This is a genomic window from uncultured Nostoc sp. (assembly GCF_964245445.1).
Classification (GTDB): domain Bacteria; phylum Cyanobacteriota; class Cyanobacteriia; order Cyanobacteriales; family Nostocaceae; genus Nostoc.
Genome location: NZ_CAXTNE010000430.1, coordinates 1 through 4,500 on the forward strand (window position 1 = coordinate 1; position 4,500 = coordinate 4,500).

General features: G+C 44.2%; 2 protein-coding genes. Both read left to right on the plus strand.

Going from position 1 to position 4,500, the window contains the following annotated elements; all coding sequences use genetic code 11:
• A partial coding sequence (locus ACFE90_RS36625; protein WP_375507145.1) for a TIM-barrel domain-containing protein occupies positions 1-1,075 on the plus strand: 1,075 nt, incomplete at its 5' end.
• A gap of 187 nt (positions 1,076-1,262) precedes the next feature.
• A partial coding sequence (locus ACFE90_RS36630) for a PAS domain S-box protein (RefSeq protein ID WP_375507146.1) occupies positions 1,263-4,500 on the plus strand: 3,238 nt, incomplete at its 3' end.

The window sequence follows — 4,500 nt, forward strand, 5'->3', positions numbered from 1 at the left end:
GGGCACTTTGCTGGGGGCAGGGGAGAAAGAATTCTCTGGGTCTGCTTCTACTCATACGGAAGTGCATAATTTGTATGGGTTGATGATGGCTAAAGCTTGCTATGAAGGGTTGCAACGGCATCGAAGTTCAGAGCGATCGTTTGTGTTAACGCGATCGGGTTATGCTGGTGTGCAACGCTGGTCCTCTGTGTGGATGGGGGATAACCAATCGTTGTGGGAGCATTTAGAAATGTCTCTGCCGATGCTTTGCAATATGGGACTTTCAGGTGTGGGGTTTGTGGGTTGCGATATTGGCGGGTTTGCTGGTAATGCTACAGCTGAATTATTCGCTCGCTGGATGCAGGTAGGAATGCTTTATCCATTGATGCGCGGTCATTCGGCAATGTCTACTGCTCGTCATGAACCTTGGGTATTTGGCGATCGCGTTGAAAATATCTGTCGAGAATACATTAATCTACGTTACCAATTACTTCCCTATATTTATAGTCTTTTCTGGGAAGCGGCAACGACGGGCGCACCAATTTTAAGACCATTATTATACCACTTCCCCAATGATCTAAAAACCTATAGCCTCTACGATCAAGTATTATTAGGTGCATCGCTGATGGCTGCACCAATTTACCGTCCTGGAGTTGAGCATCGAGCTGTCTACTTACCTGCTGGCACTTGGTATGATTGGTGGAGTGGCGATCGCTATGAAGGCCCGATTCACATTCTTGCTCATGCACCGCTTGAAAGAATGCCACTGTATGTCCGTGGTGGTGCGATTATTCCCATGCAACCTGTCAGACAATACGTTGATCAAGCCCCACTAGACGAGATCCGATTACGGATTTGGCCTGGTAATAATGAATATCAACTATTTGAAGATGATGGACAGACAAACGAGTATCTAGATAAAAAGTTTTCGCTAGCAAGTATCAGCGTATTTACTAACTCTGATCAAACAGTAGTTGAAATTGGAGCGAGAATGGGAGAATGGACACCTCCACCGCGTGAAGTGATTGTAGAACTTTTTGGTGTTGGAGAACAACGTTTCCAAGATGATGGTAAGCGACATACTCTGCAATTTTGAAATACTCGCAAAGGTGGTTTAAAAAACCACCCTTATTTCCTACTGTAAATTGTGCAATAAAAAATATGCATAGAGGTAGATGAAAAACAAGTCAAGGAGTAACATACAATACAAAGGATAGAAATAGTTAAACCGTAAGAAAGAGATAAGTTTACTACGCTAAATAGATGCGGTTAGAGAACAATCAATGTTAAATGTTAACCGCTTGCGGCTGCAAGATATATCTAAAATCCTTATAAATTCACTTGTCGCAAAAGTCGCAAGTGCGATCGCAGTACCTTCTATATTGGGATGGGTAATTGTTGAAGGTCAACGTGCAGGACAATACGATCCGGCTTTTGCAGTATCGGTATTTGCGATCGTCCTGATTGTGATTTTTACTATTTTGATTTGGCAAAGTGCTAGGGTTATTGAAGGCCTCAGCCATCAACGCGATCTTGCCCAAGAAGCACTCAGAACCTACGAAGCTAAACTGGGAAGTTTTGTAGATTCTAACGTCATCGGCATTCTATTTGGCGACGTGTATGGCGGTATCGAGCAGGCAAACGACGAATTTTTGAGGATGATTGGTTACACGCAAGAGGATTTGTTAGCAGGTAGGTTAAGTTGGCGCAATATCACACCACCAGAGTATTTATACTTGGATGAGCGAGGTGTCGCCGAAGCAAAGGGAAACACCAACGCTGCTTGTACGCCTTACGAAAAAGAATATATTCACAAGGATGGTAGGCGTATCCCGGTTTTAGTTGGTTACGTGCTGCTAGGAGAAAACCGCGAAGAGTCAGTAGCGTTTATCCTCGACTTGAGCGAACGCAAGCAAGCAGAAGCAGAACAACAAAAATTAGTATCACTGGTAGAAAATAGCTCTGACTTTATCGGCATCGCCACTCTCGATGGTCAATTACTTTACATAAATGATGCAGGTCAAAAGCTGGTAGGGCTTTCCAGCCTTGATGAAGTCAGGCAAAAGGCAGTATTAGATTACTTCATGCCCAAAGACAAAGCCTATTTTCAACAATATATACTGCCGACTGTGCTACTACAAGGGCGCTGGCAGGGAGAATTCTGCTTTCGCCATCTCCAAACAGGTCAACCGATACCAGTTGATTACAATATCTTCACTGTTACAGACAACAACACAGGTCAGCCAATTGCCTTAGCAACTGTGACTCGCAACATCAGCGAACAAAAAGTGGCTAAGGAAAAAATCTTACAATTAAACAAGGATCTACAGCGCCGCATTACTGAGTTACAAACTCTGTTGGAGGTAATTCCTATTGGAATTGGCATTGCCGAAGATCCCAAATGCCAAAATTTCAAGGTCAACCCAGCTTTTGCCAAGCAATTGGGGATATCCTCAAACACAAATACCTCCCTCAACGGCTCTTTGGACGAAAAACCGACAAGCTTTAAAGTCTACCGCCAGGGAAGGGAACTGGCAGCAGAGGAACTCCCAATGCAGTACTCCGCAACTCATGGTGTTGAAGTTGTGGATTTTGAACTTGATGTTGTCCATGAAAATGGAAAAATTGTCAACCTGTTGGAGTACGTCGCACCCTTGTTTGACGAAGAGGGGAAAACCAGAGGAAGCGTTGGTGCATTTTTAGATATTACGGAGCGCAAACAGGCACAAGAAATACTTCTAAATCAGCAAAAATGGCTAGAGGATGTGTTAAATCTGATGCCAAGACCGTTGCTATTTATCGAACCAGGAACGGCGCGGGTAACTTTTGCCAATCGCTCTGCTAACGAATTAGCTGGGGGCGAATTTCCTAAAGGTGTATCAGCCGCAGAGTATCACACAGTCTACCACTATACAAATGCAGCTGGCGATCGCATCCCCAATGAGCAAATGCCAGGAGTGCGAGTTGCCCTTGGCGAACGCCTGAATGGATTGGAAGTAGACTGGCACACCCCTGGTGGTGTGCGCTCTCTACTAGTATTTGCTGATACCTTACCAGCAATGCACGGTCATCCGGCTACCTGTATTTTGGTGTTCCAAGAGATTAGCAACCTCAAGCAGGTAGAAAAAGCCCTCTTATTAGGTTACAAAAGGCTAAACCTACTATTTGACACAGCCAACGATTTACTATCAAGCCAGGAACCAGTACTACTAATCGATAGCGTCTACCGAAAACTAAGAGAGCAAATTGGAATAGAAGTTTATTTGAACTATTTGGTTGAGGATAACTCTCAGGTAATGCGGTTGGGGTCTTACAGTGGTATTTCCCAGGAGATAGCAAAAGAAATTGAGTACTTGCCATTAGGTCAAGGGGTTTGCGGTACTGTAGCGCAAGAACGCAATTCCCTAGCTGTAGAGAATGTGCAGCAATCCACTGACGCGCAAACAGAATTGATTCGCTTTTTAGGGATTACTGCTTATTATGCATACCCATTGATCGCCCAAGGACGTTTGTTAGGTACTCTTTCTTTTGGCAGCTGCACTCGGTTAAGCTTCACCGAGAATCAAAAGGGGATGATGCAAGCAGTATGCGACCAAATAGCGATCGCAATGGAACGAGCTAGTTTAATTGCTTCTTTGCAACAACAAACTGAGCAGTTGCAAGAGGCTAACCGGCTGAAGGATGAATTCTTAGGAATATTGTCCCACGAATTGCGATCGCCTCTCAATGCCATCCTTGGCTGGGCGCAACTACTGCAACGAAGTAAGCTTAGTGAAACCCTAATGGCTAGGGCAACGGAGACAATTGAACGCAATGCTAAGGCGCAAACCCAGCTAATTGAAGACCTGCTGGATATATCACGGATGATGAGAGGCAAGTTACGCCTTAATGTCCGTACTTGTAATTTGGTTCCAATGATTGAGTCGAGCCTAGAGACTGTTAGCCTCGCCGCCCAATCCAAAGAAATCGATTTAAGATTTTCCCTTATTCCTTTAAAAGAAACACAAAATTCAGATTTGGAATTAGAAATCAATCACGAAAATTTAGAATCAAGAGAATCACAATCCCAAACCATGTTGGGCGAAAATTCTCAATTCTTAGTATCCGGTGATTTCGAGCGCTTGCAGCAAATAATCTGGAATCTGCTGTCCAATGCCATCAAATTCACACCCACAGGAGGACGGGTAGAGGTGCAATTGTCTGTAGTCACTAGTCAAGAAAAACAAGACACAACGGATAAATACGCCCAGATTCAGGTAATTGACACAGGTATTGGTATCAGCCCTGATTTTCTTCCTTACGTTTTTGATCGCTTTCGTCAAGCTGATAGTTCTAGCACTAGATCCTATGGTGGATTAGGACTAGGATTAGCGATCGCGCGTAATTTAGTAGAATTACATGGCGGTATTGTTTACGTAAATAGTCCCGGAAAAGGACAAGGGGCGAGATTTACTGTCAAACTACCACTTCTGAAGAGTCCGCCCCTCTACCCCATTGCGCCTTTACCCCTCTCTCCCTACA